This window comes from Enterobacter sp. SCRI0065 (assembly GCF_059766475.1).
Genome location: NZ_JCBAJB010000005.1, coordinates 1 through 18,025 on the forward strand (window position 1 = coordinate 1; position 18,025 = coordinate 18,025).

Consider the following 18,025-nt stretch of genomic DNA (forward strand, 5'->3'; position numbering starts at 1 on the left):
CTTTCTCGCTACGCTCGAATCGAACCTTAGTCGAAGCTTCTCATCCTTCCCCGTGGGGCAGAATATTTGAAAATGACGAAATACTGAGAATGGATATTTCTGAAGAGATGGTGGTGGGGGAAGGATTCGAACCTTCGAAGTCGATGACGGCAGATTTACAGTCTGCTCCCTTTGGCCGCTCGGGAACCCCACCAGGGGTAATTCTACTATTGAGGTAAAGCTGAGAGATGGTGGTGGGGGAAGGATTCGAACCTTCGAAGTCGATGACGGCAGATTTACAGTCTGCTCCCTTTGGCCGCTCGGGAACCCCACCACGGGGTAATGCTATTACTGGCCTGCTTCCTGTTGGAAGCGGGGCGCATCATATCAAATGACACGCCCCTGTAAAGCGTTCCTTTGTGAAAAATGAATCGTTTGTCTGCTTTTTATCCGTAAAGGTGTAAAGCTAATCAATTCATTTTATAAAGGATTAAAGAATGATCGTTCTGTTACCGTACACAAAGACACGCTGTGCCAGTACCTGATACAGCGCACGGCTTAACACGTTCTTTTCGACGTCACGTCCGGCACGCATCATATCTTCTGCAGTGTAGGTATGATCGACGTGTATAACGTCCTGCATAATGATTGGGCCTTCATCCAGGTTGTCGTTGACGTAGTGCGCCGTTGCTCCAACGATCTTCACGCCGCGCTCATAAGCCTGGTGATAAGGTCGCGCGCCAATGAAGGCAGGCAAGAACGAATGGTGAATGTTGATAATTTTGTTCGGGAAGCGCGAAACAAAAGTCGGTGTCAGAACGCGCATGTATTTGGCAAGCACGACATAATCCGGATTGTGCGCTTCGATTGCCTGAGCCATGAGTTCGTCGTGCTCTTCACGGGTATGGCCTTCATGGCTCACCAGTTCAAACGGGACATCGAATCGCTCTACCAGCGTACGCAACGTGTCATGGTTACCGATGACAGCCGCAATCTCAACGTCCAGTCCACCGTAGTTGGCTTTCATCAGGAGATCGCCAAGGCAGTGTGCCTCTTTGGTAACCAGAATCACCACGCGACGGCGTCCGGCTGGAGTTAGCTCACGTATGGAACCTTCTGGCAGCGCGCCGTCCAGGTCGGCTAACAGCGTCGTGTCGTTGAAAATACCTTCCAGCTCGGTACGCATAAAGAAGCGGCCGGTACGGTGATCGACGAACTCATTGTTCTGCACGATATTCAGTTCATGCTTGTAACAAATGTTGGTGATACGAGCGATCAGACCTTTTTGGTCCGGGCAAATAGTACGCAGTATTTTGCGTTGTGATGATTGCATCGCGAGGAAATCCTGTTGAGTGTTTGCTTGTTATTTGTGGTCAGGCGTTATTGCCCGCAACACTTTTTAAATTTTTTACCCGATCCGCAAGGGCAGGGGTCATTACGACCAAACTGCGGACGAGTACCATCAATATAGTACCACTGACCACCTTCCAGTAAGAACCGCGAGCGTTCTATTATTGCGCCTGCCTTGCCCTGCTCGTGAAAACGAGCGACAAAGCTGACAAATCCTTCGTCAGGACCACTGCCTTCAGAGGTTTCAAACTGGGTGAGACCGAGCCATTGCGTGTTGGCAAAACCGGCTTCTATCTCCTGGCGAAAATCAGCAGCGTGGCAGGATGGGTGCCAGGTCTTAATGAGATAGTCTGCGTCTTTGGTCACAAAAGCAGCATACCTGGAACGCATAAGGTGTGACGGGTCTGGAGCAACCTGCTCGCCAGAAAGATATCGCTGGCAACATAGGCTATACTCCAGAGCGCTACCACAGGGGCAGAGTTGAGACACAATTCTCTTCCTGGAATAAAAAAGTAACGGCGTATAACGCCTGGGTAGCACTATGTTAACTGAGCGGTAGCTATGACGCTACGCCGGGAATCCAGGGGAAGTAAAACAGGACTAATGAGAAAGGTTAAAATTGGTCTGGCGTTGGGCTCAGGTGCAGCCCGGGGCTGGTCACATATTGGCGTGATAAACGCGTTAAAACGACTCGGTGTCGACGTTGATCTGGTTGCAGGTTGTTCCATCGGTTCGCTGGTAGGAGCCGCACATGCGTGCGGTAAAATGCCGGAACTGGAAACGTGGGTACGTTCTTTTAGCTACTGGGACGTGCTCCGCCTCATGGATCTCTCATGGCAACGCGGCGGACTGCTGCGCGGGGAACGGGTGTTCAACCGGTTCCGAGAAATAATGCCATTAGACGACTTCAAGCATTGCCAGATGCCGTTTGGCGCGGTGGCAACGAATCTGAGCACGGGCAGAGAGATATGGTTCACCGAAGGGGATCTCCATCTTGCTGTTCGTGCCTCTTGCAGTATGCCAGGCTTAATGGCACCCGTTCCCCATAACGGTTATTGGCTGGTTGATGGCGGGGTAGTTAATCCTGTGCCCGTTTCGCTGACTCGTGCAATGGGGGCTGATATCGTTATTGCCGTGGATCTCCAGCATGATGCTCATTTGATGCAGCAAGATTTAATGCCGATAAACGTTCAAAACGAAGCGGCAGATAATGATAAGCTCGCCTGGCATGAACGCCTGCGCGGGCGGTTAGGGCGAGTGGCGTCCCAAAAGTTGATTTCTGCGCCTACGGCGATGGAGATCATGACGACATCTATTCAGGTGCTCGAAAACCGTCTTAAACGTAATCGAATGGCGGGCGATCCCCCTGATATCCTGATTCAACCCTTCTGTCCGCAAATATCAACGCTCGATTTTCATCGTGCTGAGGCGGCTATCGCTGCCGGTGCGCTTGCCGTCGAGAAGAAAATGGATGAACTTTTACCTTTAGTGCGAACGAGCGTCTAAGCACTCTTTTTTGACGACTTCAGCAAATTCTGACAGGCGACGGGAGCAATAGCATGCCACTATTTACTTATCGTCATCCAGGGGAGAAAACATGACGCAGCAATTGGCCGGAAAACAGATCCTCATTGTCGAAGACGAGCCCGTTTTCCGTTCGCTGCTGGATTCGTGGTTAACTTCGCTGGGTGCCACTACTCTACTTGCTGCTGATGGCCTGGAAGCACTTGAAATAATGATCGATATCGCGCCGGATCTGATGATCTGTGACCTCGATATGCCACGTATGGACGGTCTCAAACTGGTGGAGCATCTGCGTAGCAATGGTGATCAGATGCCTGTTCTGGTCATTTCGGCCACTGAAAATATGGCTGATATCGCCAAAGCATTGCGCCTGGGCGTGCAGGATGTTCTCCTGAAACCCGTTAAAGATCTGAATCGGCTACGTGAAACCGTGTTCGCTTGTCTCTATCCCCATATGTTTAATTCACGGGTTGAGGAAGAAGAACGTCTTTTTCAGGACTGGGATGCGTTGGTTAGCAATCCTCATGCTGCTGCTAAGCTATTACAGGAGCTTCAGCCGCCCGTTCAGCAGACGATGTCGCATTGCCGGGTGAATTATCGTCAATTGGTTGCCGCTGACCAGCACGGATTAGTGCTCGATATTGCCCCGCTCTCCGATACGGATCTCGCCTTCTATTGCCTGGATGTCACGCGAGCAGGTGATAACGGTGTGTTAGCGGCGTTATTATTACGTGCGCTGTTCAATGGCTTACTGCAAGAACAGTTGTCTCATCAAGGTCAGCGGCTGCCAGAATTGGGGGCTTTACTTAAACAAGTTAACCATCTCTTTCGTCAAGCCAATTTGCCTGGACAATTTCCGCTGTTAGTCGGTTATTACCACAGTGGATTAAAAAACCTTATCCTGGTATCCGCAGGTCTTAACGCAACCCTTAATACTGGCGAGCATCATATTCAGGTAAGTAATGGCGTTCCGTTGGGGACGTTAGGAACAACCTATTTGAATCAAATAAGCCACCGCTGTTCATCATGGCAATGCCAAATTTGGGGGGCAGGCGGGCGCTTACGCTTAATGTTGTCCACGTAATAAGCAGTTGAAGTTTATTCTTCAGATAGCTTTACCGTCGTTTTACTGGCAGTGCTACTATCGTTGCCAGTTTCATACGTATTTATCCTAATTGATCGGTAACGCACCCTTTTCAGACCCGGTTTACAAGCAGTGGCTGATATACTCGATGCGTTATTAATTGCATAAAGTTCAAAACTTGAACAGTTCAGGAGATTTCAATGGCTGCCCTAAATTCGAAAGTTACAAAGGCCGTTATCCCGGTGGCGGGATTGGGAACCAGGATGCTGCCAGCAACCAAGGCAATTCCAAAAGAAATGCTGCCGCTGGTTGATAAGCCATTAATCCAGTATGTGGTCAACGAGTGTATTGCCGCGGGCATTACCGAAATTGTGCTGGTGACGCATTCATCCAAAAACTCTATCGAAAACCATTTTGATACCAGTTTTGAACTTGAAGCCATGCTGGAAAAACGTGTTAAACGTCAGCTATTAGAAGAAGTTCAGTCTATTTGCCCACCGCACGTCACCATTATGCAGGTGCGTCAGGGTCTGGCAAAAGGTTTGGGTCATGCAGTATTGTGCGCGCACCCGGTAGTAGGTGATGAGCCAGTGGCGGTTATTCTGCCTGACGTTATTCTGGATGAGTTCGAATCAGACCTGTCTCAGGATAACCTGGCGGAGATGATTAAACGTTTTGATGAAACGGGCAGCAGCCAAATTATGGTTGAGCCAGTGGATGATGTTACCGCATACGGTGTGGTTGATTGCAAAGGCGTTGGGCTTAAGCCTGGCGAGAGCGTACCAATGGTTGGCGTGGTTGAAAAGCCAAAGGCCGACGTTGCGCCGTCTAACCTTGCTGTAGTGGGTCGTTATGTTCTGAGCGCTGAGATCTGGCCACTGCTGGCTAAGACCCCTCCGGGCGCGGGTGACGAAATCCAGTTGACCGATGGCATTGATATGCTGATCGAGAAAGAGACCGTTGAAGCCTACCATATGAAAGGCAAGAGCCACGACTGCGGTAATAAGCTCGGGTACATGCGCGCATTCGTCGAATATGGTATTCGCCATAACTCGCTGGGCGAAGAATTTAAAGCCTGGCTGAAAGATACCATGGGCGTTAAAAACTAATCTGATACACCAGATTAACAAAACCGGTGATAGCTTTACGCTGCACCGGTTTTTTTATGCCTGCGGAAAACCCTGGCCTTAGGGAAAGGTTAATGTCAGGAAGTCTACATTATCCTTTTTCATAAAATGACAGGGTGTAAGCAGATGTCTCGATATAAATGACAGGCATAAAAAATCCCGCATATAGCGGGATTTTCCAGAAGGCGCGAGCATTAATCCTTGATCAGGAAATCATCCAGTTGTTTGCCTTGCTCATCCATTGCTTTCTTGATTACTGCTGGCGTACGACCCTGACCGGTCCAGGTTTTAGTTTCGCCGTTTTCATCAACGTAGCTATATTTAGCAGGGCGAGCAGCACGTTTTGCTTTAGTGCTGGTTTTAGCAGCAGACATGCTATTCAGTAATTCGTTAGGATCGATACCGTCTGCAATCAGCATTTCACGGTATTGCTGAAGTTTACGCGTGCGTTCTTCGATTTCAGCTGCTGCAGCGCTTTCTTCTTCACGGCGCTCGTGTACAACAACTTCTAATTTTTCCAGCATCTCTTCCAGAGTTTCGAGAGTGCATTCTCTTGCCTGGGCACGAAGAGTACGGATGTTGTTCAGAATTTTAAGTGCTTCGCTCATTTTAGTAATCTCAAACTTATAATGGGGTGGTTTGTTGTCCTAATAATAGAGTGATAATTTGAGATGTGCAATAGGGTGGAATGTAAGGAATTCAAAAAATACGAAATATCAGACGCTATTATTAATTACGCTAACTTAAATTGGACTGCTCGCGCGGCCGCTAGTTATCCATACAAACCCCTACAACCTACCGTCAATGAGTTTACCTTTGTGACAAATTTCGCATCAATTATAGTTGCGAAGGATAAATATCAACCTTTCGTATTACTCTCATAAAGACACTAAATAGCAAAAATAGTTAATGGAAACTGATTTTTCATCCCCTGGCATATTAGTTTCAAACTCGGCGGAGCACGATAGCTAAAGCCATGTCATTAAGGTGCGGTAGTAGCCTTTACTGCCTGTTTTAACGCATTATTTTCTCTTTTGTTTTCAATGTATATGTTACTTCCTGACGTATAGTCTGTGCTTCGAGTCGCGGTAAACAAGACAAAATATGGTACAATCGGACATCGGGAATATTACACATTGATTAGGGTTTAACGACCAATGGCACAACTTTATTTCTACTATTCCGCAATGAACGCGGGGAAATCCACGGCGCTGCTGCAATCCTCATACAATTATCAAGAAAGGGGGATGCGCTCGGTTGTTTACACCGCTGAAATTGATGACCGCTTCGGTGCAGGTAAAGTGAGCTCGCGTATCGGTCTGTCTTCACCAGCAAAGCTTTTTAACACTAAAACCGATTTGCTTGATGAAATCCGTAATGAGCATGCTTCTCAGCCGGTGAATTGCGTTCTGGTAGATGAATGCCAATTTTTGACGCGCGAGCAGGTACATGCTCTCTCTGACGTGGTTGATGAGCTGGATATCCCGGTACTGTGTTATGGATTACGCACGGATTTCCGCGGAGAGCTCTTTGTAGGAAGCCAGTATTTGCTGGCGTGGTCAGATAAGCTCGTTGAACTGAAAACCATCTGCTTTTGCGGTCGGAAGGCCAGTATGGTTCTTCGTCTTGATCAAGAGGGTAAGCCCTACGCTGAAGGTGAGCAGGTCGTTATTGGCGGCAATGAGCGTTATGTCTCTGTCTGTCGTAAACATTATAAAGAAGCACTGAAAACAGGATCTCTGTCGGCGATTCAGGAAGAAAACCGAAAGTAGAATTCCTCGTAAATATTGCCTGTTGTTCTCTATAGCCATAAAAAAACCCGCCGAAGCGGGTTTTTTTATTTTGCTAACAATTAAGCGTTTTTCTTCGCTTTCTTATCGGCTTTCACTACTGGTAATTCAACTTTTACAGCTGCTGGTTCAGCTTCGCTGAATTCGCGTCCATAGAAGGTATCCAGCAGAATCTGTTTCAGTTCGGAGATCAGTGGGTAGCGCGGGTTAGCACCAGTACACTGGTCATCGAAGGCATCTTCAGACAGTTTGTCAACGTGAGCCAGGAAGTCAGCTTCCTGCACACCAGCTTCGCGGATAGATTTAGGAATACCCAGCTCAGCTTTAATGCTATCCAGCCATGCCAGCAGTTTTTCAATCTTCGCTGCAGTACGGTCACCAGGAGCACTCAGGCCTAGATGGTCAGCGATTTCTGCATAACGACGACGTGCTTGCGGACGGTCGTACTGGCTGAAAGCAGTCTGCTTGGTTGGGTTATCGTTAGCGTTATAACGAATAACGTTTGAAATCAGCAGGGCGTTCGCCAGACCGTGAGGAATGTGGAACTGAGAACCCAGTTTGTGTGCCATAGAGTGACATACACCCAGGAAGGCGTTAGCAAACGCGATGCCTGCGATGGTTGCAGCACAGTGGACGCGCTCACGCGCTACTGGGTTCTTAGAACCTTCATTGTATGATGCTGGCAGGTTTTCTTTCAGCAGTTTAAGTGCCTGCAGAGCCTGACCATCAGAGAACTCAGAAGCCAGTACGGAAACGTAAGCTTCCAGGGCGTGAGTGACTGCATCCAGGCCACCGAACGCGCACAGTGATTTCGGCATATCCATGACAAGGTTTGCATCAACGATCGCCATATCTGGAGTCAGAGCATAATCTGCCAGCGGATATTTTTGACCTGTTGCGTCATCAGTCACAACGGCAAACGGTGTTACTTCAGAACCGGTACCGGAGGTAGTGGTGACGGCAATCATTTTCGCCTTCACGCCCATTTTCGGGAACTTATAGATACGTTTACGGATATCCATAAAGCGCAGTGCCAGTTCTTCGAAGTGGGTTTCTGGATGTTCGTACATGACCCACATGATCTTAGCCGCATCCATCGGGGAGCCGCCGCCCAGTGCGATGATGACGTCTGGTTTGAACGAGTTCGCCATCTCTGCGCCTTTGCGCACGACGGTCAGCGTTGGATCTGCTTCAACTTCGAAGAACACTTCGGTTTCTACGCCAGCCGCTTTCAGGACAGAAGTAATCTGGTCAGCATAGCCATTGTTGAACAGGAAACGGTCGGTCACGATGAGCGCACGTTTGTGGCCATCAGTAATCACTTCATCCAGCGCGATTGGCAGTGAGCCACGGCGGAAGTAGATAGATTTCGGAAGTTTGTGCCACAACATGTTTTCAGCTCGCTTAGCAACGGTTTTCTTGTTGATCAGGTGCTTAGGACCAACGTTTTCAGAGATGGAGTTACCACCCCATGAACCACAACCCAGAGTCAGGGAAGGCGCGAGTTTAAAGTTATACAGATCGCCGATACCACCCTGAGAAGCAGGGGTGTTAATCAGAATACGGGCGGTTTTCATCATCTGGCCAAAGTGAGCCACACGTTCAGGCTGGTTGTCCTGGTCGGTATACAGACAAGAAGTATGACCGATACCACCCATGGCAACGAGTTTCTCTGCTTTTACTACTGCATCGTCGAAATCTTTCGCACGGTACATGGCAAGGGTAGGAGACAGTTTTTCGTGCGCAAATGGTTCGCTTTCGTCCACTACGGAAACTTCACCAATCAGAATTTTGGTGGAGACCGGAACGGTAAAGCCCGCCAGTTCAGCAATTTTATAAGCCGGTTGACCTACGATAGCCGCGTTCAGCGCGCCATTTTTCAGAATGATGTCCTGAACGGCTTTCAGCTCTTTGCCCTGCAGCATGTAGCCGCCGTGGCTTGCGAAACGTTCGCGAACGGCATCGTATACTGAGCTCACAACAACGACAGACTGCTCGGACGCACAGATAACGCCATTATCGAAGGTTTTAGACATCAGAACCGATGCAACAGCACGTTTGATATCGGCGGTTTCGTCGATGACCACAGGTGTGTTACCTGCACCAACACCGATTGCTGGTTTACCGGAGCTGTATGCTGCTTTAACCATACCCGGGCCACCAGTGGCCAGAATCAAGTTAATGTCAGGGTGATGCATCAATGCGTTAGACAGTTCAACAGAAGGCTGGTCAATCCAACCGATCAGATCTTTAGGCGCACCAGCTGCGATTGCCGCTTGCAGAACGATGTCTGCCGCTTTGTTAGTCGCATCTTTTGCACGCGGATGTGGAGAGAAGATAATCGCGTTACGGGTCTTCAGGCTGATCAGTGATTTGAAGATTGCAGTAGAAGTTGGGTTGGTAGTCGGAACGATACCGCAAATGATGCCGATGGGTTCAGCAATCGTGATGGTACCGAAAGTGTGGTCTTCAGAAAGAACGCCACACGTCTTCTCATCTTTATAGGCGTTGTAGATATACTCTGAAGCGAAGTGGTTTTTAATCACTTTATCTTCAACGATACCCATGCCAGATTCGGCAACGGCCATTTTAGCGAGAGGGATTCGAGCATCTGCAGCTGCCAGTGCGGCGGCGCGGAAGATTTTATCAACCTGTTCTTGGGTGAAATTGGCATATTCACGCTGGGCTTTTTTGACGCGCTCTACGAGTGCGTTAAGTTCAGCGATATTAGTAACAGCCATAATGCTCTCCTGATAATGTTTAAACTCTTTTAGTAAACCAGCGCCCGATACGACAACATTATAGACGAGGTACCAGCACTTGCTTAACACACAATAAAACAAAGGTTTACTGTGGATGTTCTCTACTGCTGAGCACTAACTTACTAAAAGAGCCTTACTTTAGCATCATCCCTTTTTGTCAGGTCAACTCCCTGTCAGTGTCATCAAGATTACTCACTTCTGAGTACGGAAAACATGATCTGCATCAATTTATACCGAAGCTGATACCTTTCAGCACCGGTATTTCGAACATTAATATCAAGTGTTAAATAATTACAAAAGTAATGAAGCCTATACTAGCATTGGTTGCACAAATGTTTAACACATGAAAATCATAGCGTTTTGTCGCAGATTTCTGGTGAAGTATGCTGATAAACAGCGTATCTTCAGCGCGGCTTTTATTCATTTCTTTTGTCGTCTGGGCCATGCTGATTTACGGAGCTAATTGTGACCCCATTGCTCTTTGATTTTTCAACCTATTTTAAGTTTTTTATCGGTTTGTTCGCGCTTGTTAACCCGGTAGGTATTATTCCGGTCTTCATTAGTATGACCAGTTACCAAACGGCGGTTGCCCGGAACAAGACCAACCTGACTGCAAACTTGTCGGTCGCCATAATATTGCTGACATCGCTGTTTCTCGGTGATTCGATTCTGCAAATCTTCGGTATTTCCATCGACTCCTTCCGTATCGCGGGTGGCATCCTCGTTGTGACCATCGCAATGTCGATGATCAGTGGAAAACTCGGTGAGGATAAACAGAACAAGCAAGAGAAAACGGAAACAGCCGTTCGCGAAAGCATTGGGGTCGTCCCATTAGCATTGCCGCTTATGGCAGGGCCGGGTGCTATCAGTTCTACCATCGTCTGGGGAACGCGGTATCACAATGTGGTACATCTCATTGGGTTTTCCGTCGCTATTGCGCTTTTCGCTTTGTGTTGCTGGGGCGTTTTTCGTATTGCCCCCTGGCTCGTTCGTTTGCTGGGCCAAACGGGCATCAACGTTATCACCCGCATAATGGGGTTGCTACTGATGGCACTAGGGATTGAATTTATCGTGACCGGGCTGAAAAGTATTTTCCCTGGCTTAGTCAATTAGATTTCAAATGAAAGAACGGAGCCTTTGGCTCCGTTTTTTTTCGTTACTATCAGCAAATCATATAAATAAAGTTGAAATCTTCACAAGAAATAATAAATTCCGCTAATAAACCACTTCCTTTACATTTCAGTAACTTAGTATTTATCGGTTCAACTGCCTGCACATAATCCGCGCAAACGCTCTGTTATTTTACTCACACGATACTCTGGGGCTTGCTGTGGGATAACTGAAATGATATTAGTAAATTCAACATTACCTTAGAAGAATGTGCTAGATAATAATCAATTGTTAAATTTTTGTACAAAAACCAGTCGATGAATGCGCAGTGAAGCGTAAAGAGAGCAAAATCTCTCTATCACATTGAATGCAGAGCCTTTTAGTTGCGTTTGATGTACGGCAGGACAGCCCTCACCGAAACGGTAATCACCGTAAAAGAGAATTGCTTAACAAATTTGCAAAATGTATTGGCGTGAAATTAAGCCATTTGGTACTTTCCGGCCTTATATTTTGCTCCAGTATTCACGCAGATGAGAATGGTTTTCATATATAGCGCTCATCTCAGAGAGATAATGCACGTCGCCAGACAGGGTAGGCGTGTTAAGAATCGACGCAAGGTGGCCAAACGAGACACCAGTAATAAGTACAGTCGGTGATAGCAAGCAGTAAAACGACCTGACAGCAGCAAAAACTCCTGCGTTGCTCAGGATCCCTTAAGGGGAATAATTAAACAGGCTGGTAATAAAACCAGTAATTATAATGAGTGGAGTACCAACACAATGTCCATCATCACAAAAAAAAGATTGATTGCCGCGGGGATTTTCACTGCGCTGATCGCGGGTAATATGGCAATGGCTGCCGACGTTCCCGCTGGAGTTACGCTGGCAGAAAAGCAGACCATGATCCGCAACAACGGCGCTGAGCCACAGTCGCTGGATCCGAACAAAATTGAGGGTGTTCCAGAAGCAAACATCAGCCGTGATTTGTTCGAAGGCCTGCTGATTACTTCTACAAAAGACGGTCACCCCATTCCGGGCGTTGCTGAGAACTGGGATAACAAGGACTTTAAAGTCTGGACATTCCATCTGCGTAAAGATGCTAAATGGTCCAATGGCGATCCTGTTACCGCTCAAGATTTCGTTTATAGCTGGCAACGTCTGGTTGACCCAAATACCGCGTCACCTTATGCAAGCTACCCGCAGTACGGCCATATCACTAACGTTGATGAAATCATCGACGGTAAAAAGAAACCTTCCGAGCTTGGCGTAAAAGCCATTGACGACCATACGCTGGAAGTCACCTTGAGCGAGCCGGTTCCGTATTTCTACAAATTGCTGGTTAACCCGGCAATGTCCCCGGTCAATAAAACTGCCATCGAAAAATTCGGTGAGAAGTGGACCCAGCCTGCCAATATCGTGACTAACGGCGCGTACAAACTCAAAGACTGGGTTGTCAACGAACGTATCGTGATGGAGCGTAATACCCATTATTGGGATAACGCAAAAACGGTTGTAGACCAGATTACCTTCCTGCCGATCTCTTCAGAAGTGACAGACGTTAACCGCTATCGCAGCGGTGAGATCGACATGACCTATAACAACCTGCCGATTGAACTCTTCCAGAAACTGAAAAAAGAGATCCCGGCAGAAGTACACGTCGATCCGTATCTGTGTACTTACTACTATGAAATCAACAACCAGAAAGCACCCTTCACCGATGCTCGCGTTCGTACTGCGCTGAAGCTGGGTCTGGATCGCGACATCATCGTGAACAAAGTGAAAGCGCAGGGCGATCTGGCCGCTTTCGGTTACACGCCGCCGTATACTGATGGTGCAAAACTGACTAAACCAGAGTGGTTCAGCTGGACTCAGGAAAAACGTAACGAAGAAGCGAAAAAGCTGCTGGCTGAAGCGGGTTATACCGCTGATAAACCACTGACGTTTAACCTGCTGTATAACACCTCCGATCTGCACAAAAAACTGGCAATCGCTGCCGCATCTATCTGGAAGAAAAATCTGGGTGTGGATGTGAAACTGGTTAACCAGGAATGGAAAACCTTCCTGGATACCCGTCATCAGGGTACTTATGACGTAGCGCGTGCTGGCTGGTGTGCGGATTACAACGAACCGACCTCTTTCCTGAACACAATGCTTTCTGACAGCTCAATGAACACCGCGCACTATAAGAGCCCGGCATTCGATGCGATCATGAAAGAATCGCTTAAAGCCACGGATGAAGCGCAGCGTAGCGCGCTTTATGACAAAGCAGAGCAGCAGCTTGGTAAAGATTCTGCCATCGTCCCTGTTTACTACTACGTGAATGCGCGTCTGGTGAAACCATGGGTTGGCGGTTATACCGGCAAAGATCCGATGGATAACATCTACACCAAAGATCTGTACATCATTAAGCATTAATGGCAATCCGTGGGGCAAAGCAATTTGCCCCACTGTGTCTTAATTCATCGCACTAACTACACGGCATCATTCAGGTCACACTGAGCGAGCATGTGTAAAAGGCACACGCCAGAAGGTACGGGCAATGTTGAAATTTATCCTACGTCGCTGTCTTGAAGCGATACCGACGCTCTTTATTCTTATTACCATTTCGTTCTTCATGATGCGTCTCGCTCCCGGTAGTCCTTTCACCAGCGAGCGAGCGCTGCCGCCTGAAGTCATGGCGAACATCGAAGCCAAATATCATTTAAACGATCCTATCTCCACCCAGTACTTCAATTACCTGAAGCAGCTGGCGCACGGTGATTTTGGGCCGTCATTCAAATATAAAGACTATTCCGTTAACGATCTGGTGGCATCAAGCTTCCCCGTTTCGGCCAAATTAGGTGCCGCGGCATTTATTCTTGCCGTCCTCCTTGGCGTCACGGCAGGCGTTATCGCTGCGCTCAAGCAAAACACCCGGTGGGACTATTCCGTGATGGGGATAGCCATGACGGGGGTCGTGATACCCAGTTTTGTGGTCGCGCCGTTACTGGTGATGATATTTGCCATCACCTTGAAGTGGCTGCCCGGAGGCGGCTGGAACGGCGGGGCACCGAAGTACATGATCCTGCCGATGGTGGCGTTATCGCTGGCTTATATTGCGAGCATCGCGCGTATCACCCGTGGCTCGATGATTGAAGTCCTGCATTCGAACTTCATTCGTACTGCACGAGCAAAAGGGTTGCCGATGCATCGGATCGTCATTCGTCATGCATTGAAACCTGCGCTGCTGCCGGTGCTCTCCTACATGGGGCCAGCCTTCGTCGGTATCATTACGGGTTCTATGGTTATCGAGACTATTTATGGCCTGCCGGGTATTGGTCAGCTCTTCGTGAACGGCGCGTTGAACCGCGACTATTCTCTGGTGCTGAGCCTGACTATCCTCGTTGGCGCGCTGACGATTCTCTTTAACGCCGTTGTCGATGTGCTGTATGCCGTTATCGACCCGAAAATCCGCTACTAGCACTGGAGCTTGCCATGATGTTAAGTAAGAAAAACAGCGAGGCGCTGGAAAACTTCAGTGAGAAACTCGAAGTCGAAGGGCGCAGCCTGTGGCAAGACGCCCGTCGTCGCTTTATGCATAACCGTGCGGCCGTCGCCAGCCTGGTTGTGCTGATCTTTATCGCAGTATTCGTTGCATTTGCACCGCTGCTTTCGCAGTTTACCTACTTCGATACGGACTGGGGCATGATGTCCAATGCGCCTGATATGGCGTCAGGGCACTACTTCGGTACCGACTCTTCAGGACGCGATCTGTTGGTGCGCGTGGCGATTGGTGGCCGTATCTCTTTGATGGTCGGTATTGCTGCGGCGCTGGTGGCCGTCATTGTCGGTACGCTGTACGGCTCGCTTTCCGGCTACCTTGGCGGCAAAGTCGATTCCGTCATGATGCGACTGCTTGAGATCCTCAACTCCTTCCCGTTCATGTTCTTCGTTATTTTGCTGGTCACCTTCTTCGGTCAAAATATTCTGCTGATCTTCGTCGCTATCGGGATGGTGTCCTGGCTGGATATGGCGCGTATCGTGCGTGGTCAGACCCTGAGCCTGAAACGCAAAGAGTTTATCGAAGCGGCGCAGGTTGGCGGTGTATCTGTCGGCGGCATCGTTGTTCGCCATATCGTTCCGAATGTCCTTGGCGTGGTGGTGGTTTACGCTTCACTGCTGGTACCCAGCATGATCCTGTTTGAATCCTTCCTGAGCTTCCTCGGTCTGGGTACACAAGAGCCGTTGAGCAGTTGGGGCGCGTTGTTGAGCGATGGCGCGAACTCGATGGAAGTTTCTCCGTGGCTATTGCTCTTCCCGGCTGGTTTCCTGGTGGTAACCCTGTTTTGTTTCAACTTTATCGGCGATGGCCTGCGTGATGCCCTCGATCCGAAAGACCGTTAAGGAGTGCCGCCATGACTATTATTGAAACGGCAAACGCGCCGCAGTCGCAACAGCAGAAAAATGTCCTGCTGGACGTTAAAGATCTGCGAGTCACCTTTAAGACCCCTGATGGCGATGTGACGGCAGTTAACGATCTCAACTTTGACCTGCGTGCGGGCGAAACGCTGGGTATCGTGGGTGAATCAGGCTCTGGTAAATCGCAAACGGCCTTCGCGCTGATGGGCTTGCTGGCGCAAAACGGACGTATTGGTGGAACGGCCAACTTTAACGGTAAAAATATTCTTAACCTGCCTGAGCCAGAGCTGAACAAGCTGCGCGCCGAGCAGATTTCGATGATATTTCAGGATCCAATGACGTCGCTTAACCCGTATATGCGCGTGGGCGAGCAGTTGATGGAGGTCCTGATGCTGCACAAAGGGATGAATAAAGCCGAAGCCTTTGAAGAGTCGGTGAAAATGCTGGATGCGGTCAAAATGCCGGAAGCGCGTAAGCGTATGCGCATGTATCCACATGAATTCTCTGGCGGTATGCGTCAACGTGTGATGATCGCGATGGCGCTGCTGTGCCGGCCAAAATTACTGATTGCCGACGAGCCAACTACCGCGCTGGACGTGACGGTCCAGGCACAGATTATGACGTTGTTGAATGAACTCAAGCGCGAGTTCAACACGGCAATAATCATGATTACCCACGATCTGGGCGTTGTAGCGGGTATCTGTGACAAAGTGTTGGTGATGTACGCCGGTCGCACGATGGAATATGGTCAGGCGCGCGACGTGTTTTATCATCCTGCGCATCCATACTCTATCGGCCTGCTGAATGCCGTTCCGCGTCTCGACGCAGAAGGCGAAGCACTACTGACAATCCCGGGTAACCCACCCAATCTGTTGCGTCTGCCTAAAGGCTGTCCTTTCCAGCCGCGTTGTCCGCATGCGATGGAAATTTGTAACAGCGCTCCGCCACTGGACGCGTTTGCACCAGGCCGTCTTCGCGCCTGCTTTAAGCCGTACGAGGAGCTGGTATGAACGCCATTGATGAAAAAAGAAATGTGCTGCTCGAAATTGCCGATTTAAAGGTTCATTTTGATATCAAAGATGGCAAACAGTGGTTCTGGCAACCCTCCAAAACCCTGAAGGCTGTCGACGGCGTAACGTTACGTTTGTACGAAGGCGAAACGCTGGGTGTTGTGGGGGAGTCTGGCTGTGGTAAATCGACGTTTGCCCGTGCCATTATCGGCCTGGTAAAAGCAACGGAAGGTCGAGTTGCCTGGCTGGGTAAAGATTTGCTCGGTATGAAGCCGGACGAATGGCGCGAAGTGCGTAGTGATATCCAGATGATTTTCCAGGATCCACTGGCGTCGCTGAACCCGCGTATGACCATCGGTGAAATTATTGCGGAACCACTGCGCACCTATCATCCTAAGATGACGCGCCAGGAAGCTCGCGATCGTGTGAAAGCGATGATGTTGAAAGTGGGGCTGTTACCAAACCTCATTAACCGTTATCCGCACGAGTTTTCTGGTGGACAGTGTCAGCGTATCGGTATTGCGCGTGCGCTGATCCTTGAACCGAAGCTGATCATCTGTGATGAACCGGTTTCAGCACTGGATGTTTCTATCCAGGCGCAGGTGGTGAACCTGCTGCAAAAACTGCAGCGTGAAATGGGGCTGTCGTTGATCTTCATCGCACACGACCTGGCGGTGGTTAAGCACATCTCCGACCGCGTGTTGGTGATGTATCTGGGCCATGCCGTTGAGCTGGGCACTTATGATGAGGTGTATCACAATCCGCTACACCCTTATACGAAAGCTCTGATGTCTGCGGTACCGGTTCCTGACCCGGATCTGGAGAAGAATAAAAAAATACAGCTTCTCGAAGGAGAACTGCCTTCGCCTATCAATCCGCCGTCGGGCTGTGTTTTCCGCACTCGTTGTCCTATCGCGGGCCCGGAATGCGCGCAAACTCGGCCCGTTCTTGAAGGAAGTTTCCGTCACGCGGTTTCCTGCCTGAAAGTAGACCCGTTATAATCGCAAGGGCTGACATGATGTCAGCCCTTAATTTTTTGCGAGGTTAACGTGTCGCTATCCGTTTCTTCAGTACGACGTCAGCTTTACCGATTTTTATTCGATCAAAACAACCGCTCTGGACGTCGGTTCGAAGGGCTCTGTGGTCTTTTCGCACTGCTCAGCGTGTTAATTATCTTTATCGAGTCAGGGCTGGGGACCCAATATCATCTCAGTATTGATGAATGGCACCTGTTCGTCTGGCTGGAGTTAGCCGTCACGCTTGTCTTCACCTTTGAATACTTGCTGCGTATATTTTGTTGGCCAAATCCGGCGAAATACGTTTTTAGTTTTTGGGGTTTTATCGATTTAGCGACCATTTTGCCGCTGTATGTGATGTGGTTATGGCCTGAAATAAGCGTCGACTATGTTTTCGCCTGGCGCGCGATGCGGGCGATCCGTGTATTACGTGTGCTGAAGCTATTACGTTTTATGCCGTCGTTACGGGTGTTCTGGAAAGCCATTTATAGCGCACGCCATCAGTTAATCCTCTTTTACTCATTTATTGCGATTGTGATGATTGTTTTCGGCGCGCTGATGTATTTAATCGAAGGGCCTAAATATGGATTCACGACGCTAAATGCATCGGTCTACTGGGCCATTGTGACGGTGACAACGGTGGGATATGGCGATATTACGCCGCACACGCCGCTCGGAAGGATCGTGGCCTCGGTGCTGATTTTGATTGGTTATTCCGTGATTGCGATTCCGACGGGACTTATCACCACCCATATGAGCGCGGCGTTTCAATATCGTCAGCAGCAGCGGAAGTGTCCAAATTGTCAGCAAAGTAACCACGAACACAGCGCGCGTTTTTGCAATCGCTGCGGCAGTTCGTTACCTGATTAAATAAAA

At 49.0% G+C, this 18,025-nt stretch carries 15 protein-coding genes, 2 tRNA genes and 1 other RNA gene; 11 read left to right on the top strand and 7 right to left on the bottom strand.

The window, feature by feature from the left end:
• From AC6EMZ_RS14605 to AC6EMZ_RS14625, 5 genes are all read right to left on the bottom strand, one after another.
• Positions 1-65: non-coding RNA, RtT sRNA (locus tag AC6EMZ_RS14605), on the bottom strand; the annotation flags it as partial.
• A 43-nt stretch (positions 66-108) separates the two neighbouring features.
• A tRNA-Tyr gene (locus AC6EMZ_RS14610) sits at positions 109-193 on the bottom strand.
• Positions 194-228: 35 nt separating this feature from the next.
• Positions 229-313 (bottom strand) — tRNA-Tyr (locus AC6EMZ_RS14615).
• 156 nt (positions 314-469) lie between these two features.
• A complete protein-coding gene (gene purU, locus AC6EMZ_RS14620; RefSeq protein ID WP_498403293.1) occupies positions 470-1,312 on the bottom strand; it encodes a formyltetrahydrofolate deformylase in 843 nt (280 codons plus the stop codon).
• A gap of 47 nt (positions 1,313-1,359) precedes the next feature.
• Complete coding sequence (locus tag AC6EMZ_RS14625) at positions 1,360-1,818, bottom strand: YchJ family protein (RefSeq protein ID WP_498403295.1); 459 nt, start codon at positions 1,816-1,818, stop codon at positions 1,360-1,362.
• A 114-nt stretch (positions 1,819-1,932) separates the two neighbouring features.
• Between AC6EMZ_RS14625 and rssA the strand changes: the two genes are divergently transcribed.
• The 3 genes from rssA (at position 1,933) to galU (ending at position 5,046) form a co-directional block, all read left to right on the top strand.
• Positions 1,933-2,835 carry a patatin-like phospholipase RssA gene (gene rssA / locus AC6EMZ_RS14630; protein WP_498403296.1) on the top strand — a complete coding sequence of 301 codons (903 nt, stop codon included), beginning with the start codon at positions 1,933-1,935 and terminating at the stop codon, positions 2,833-2,835.
• 91 nt (positions 2,836-2,926) lie between these two features.
• Positions 2,927-3,937 carry a two-component system response regulator RssB gene (gene rssB / locus AC6EMZ_RS14635; RefSeq protein WP_498403297.1) on the top strand — a complete coding sequence of 337 codons (1,011 nt, stop codon included), beginning with the start codon at positions 2,927-2,929 and terminating at the stop codon, positions 3,935-3,937.
• A gap of 200 nt (positions 3,938-4,137) precedes the next feature.
• Positions 4,138-5,046, top strand: a complete 909-nt coding sequence (gene galU / locus AC6EMZ_RS14640) for a UTP--glucose-1-phosphate uridylyltransferase GalU (protein WP_498403298.1) — start codon at positions 4,138-4,140, stop codon at positions 5,044-5,046.
• Positions 5,047-5,258: 212 nt separating this feature from the next.
• Here galU and hns read toward each other — a convergent pair whose 3' ends face one another.
• Complete coding sequence (gene hns / locus AC6EMZ_RS14645) at positions 5,259-5,672, bottom strand: histone-like nucleoid-structuring protein H-NS (RefSeq protein WP_498403300.1); 414 nt, start codon at positions 5,670-5,672, stop codon at positions 5,259-5,261.
• Positions 5,673-6,221: 549 nt separating this feature from the next.
• Here hns and tdk point away from each other — a divergent pair.
• Positions 6,222-6,836, top strand: coding sequence for a thymidine kinase (gene tdk, locus AC6EMZ_RS14650; protein WP_498403301.1), 615 nt, complete (start codon positions 6,222-6,224; stop codon positions 6,834-6,836).
• Positions 6,837-6,916: 80 nt separating this feature from the next.
• On the opposite strand, the gene adhE is transcribed toward tdk, so the two are convergent.
• Positions 6,917-9,595, bottom strand: a complete 2,679-nt coding sequence (gene adhE / locus AC6EMZ_RS14655; protein WP_498403302.1) for a bifunctional acetaldehyde-CoA/alcohol dehydrogenase — start codon at positions 9,593-9,595, stop codon at positions 6,917-6,919.
• 483 nt (positions 9,596-10,078) lie between these two features.
• Here adhE and AC6EMZ_RS14660 point away from each other — a divergent pair, with 483 nt between their 5' ends.
• From AC6EMZ_RS14660 to AC6EMZ_RS14690, 7 genes are all read left to right on the top strand, one after another.
• Positions 10,079-10,729, top strand: coding sequence for a YchE family NAAT transporter (locus tag AC6EMZ_RS14660; protein ID WP_498403575.1), 651 nt, complete (start codon positions 10,079-10,081; stop codon positions 10,727-10,729).
• Positions 10,730-11,505: 776 nt separating this feature from the next.
• Positions 11,506-13,140, top strand: a complete 1,635-nt coding sequence (gene oppA, locus AC6EMZ_RS14665; protein WP_498403303.1) for an oligopeptide ABC transporter substrate-binding protein OppA — start codon at positions 11,506-11,508, stop codon at positions 13,138-13,140.
• Positions 13,141-13,264: 124 nt separating this feature from the next.
• Entirely contained in the window at positions 13,265-14,185 is a 921-nt protein-coding gene (oppB, locus tag AC6EMZ_RS14670) for an oligopeptide ABC transporter permease OppB (protein WP_498403304.1), read from the top strand.
• A gap of 14 nt (positions 14,186-14,199) precedes the next feature.
• The gene (gene oppC, locus AC6EMZ_RS14675) at positions 14,200-15,108 is read left to right on the top strand and encodes an oligopeptide ABC transporter permease OppC (protein ID WP_498403305.1); all 909 of its coding nucleotides are present in this window, start codon (positions 14,200-14,202) and stop codon (positions 15,106-15,108) included.
• 11 nt (positions 15,109-15,119) lie between these two features.
• Positions 15,120-16,133 (top strand): ABC transporter ATP-binding protein, encoded by a 1,014-nt coding sequence (locus tag AC6EMZ_RS14680; RefSeq protein ID WP_498403306.1) that lies wholly within the window; start codon positions 15,120-15,122, stop codon positions 16,131-16,133.
• Positions 16,130-17,134, top strand: a complete 1,005-nt coding sequence (gene oppF, locus AC6EMZ_RS14685) for a murein tripeptide/oligopeptide ABC transporter ATP-binding protein OppF (RefSeq protein WP_498403307.1) — start codon at positions 16,130-16,132, stop codon at positions 17,132-17,134. The genes AC6EMZ_RS14680 and oppF overlap by 4 nt, the downstream gene beginning before the upstream one ends.
• 48 nt (positions 17,135-17,182) lie before the next feature.
• Positions 17,183-18,019 carry an ion transporter gene (locus AC6EMZ_RS14690; RefSeq protein ID WP_498403308.1) on the top strand — a complete coding sequence of 279 codons (837 nt, stop codon included), beginning with the start codon at positions 17,183-17,185 and terminating at the stop codon, positions 18,017-18,019.
• Positions 18,020-18,025: the final 6 nt, after the last annotated feature.